Below are 519 nucleotides of genomic sequence, written 5' to 3' on the forward strand. Positions count from 1 at the left end.
CTCGCGAAGCGTGTGCGGCCTCCGGTGGGCCGTGGCCGGGAAAAGGGTTGCCGCATCATAGACCCGGCCGGGCCATCTTTGCGCGCGGGCCCCTGACGCGCCCGCCGGGCCCTCAGCCCAGTTCGCTGAACCGCTGCACCGGCGCCAGATCGGGGAAGTCGCCCGCGCGCCGCTCGCGCATCGCGCCCACGGCCTCGCCGACGTGGCGGTTGCTCCACACGGCGCCCTGCAGCCAGCCCATCTGGCGCAGGCTGTCGTCCACCGAATGGTCGCGCGCATAGTGCACCGCCTGCTTGGTGCCCCAGACCGCGACGGGCGGCTTGGCGGCGATCTCGCGCGCGCAGGCCAGGGCGGCCTCCAGCATCGCCTCCTGGCTGGAGAACACTTCGTTCACCAGCCCGCAGGCCAGGGCACGGGAAGCGGGCAGGCGGCGGCCGGTGTAGGCCAGTTCCTTGACGATGCCCAGCGGGATCAGCTTGGGCAGGCGCTGCAGCGTGCCCACGTCGGCCACCATGCCGA

At 73.2% G+C, this 519-nt stretch carries 1 protein-coding gene; it reads right to left on the reverse strand.

The window, feature by feature from the left end; genetic code table 11:
* Window positions 1–112 precede the first annotated feature (112 nt).
* The coding region (locus tag FJV41_RS57235; RefSeq protein ID WP_246137926.1) for an enoyl-CoA hydratase-related protein at window positions 113–519 on the reverse strand (407 nt) is incomplete at its 5' end.

Origin of the sequence: Myxococcus llanfairpwllgwyngyllgogerychwyrndrobwllllantysiliogogogochensis (genome assembly GCF_006636215.1) — a bacterium.
GTDB classification, from domain to species: domain Bacteria; phylum Myxococcota; class Myxococcia; order Myxococcales; family Myxococcaceae; genus Myxococcus; species Myxococcus llanfairpwllgwyngyllgogerychwyrndrobwllllantysiliogogogochensis.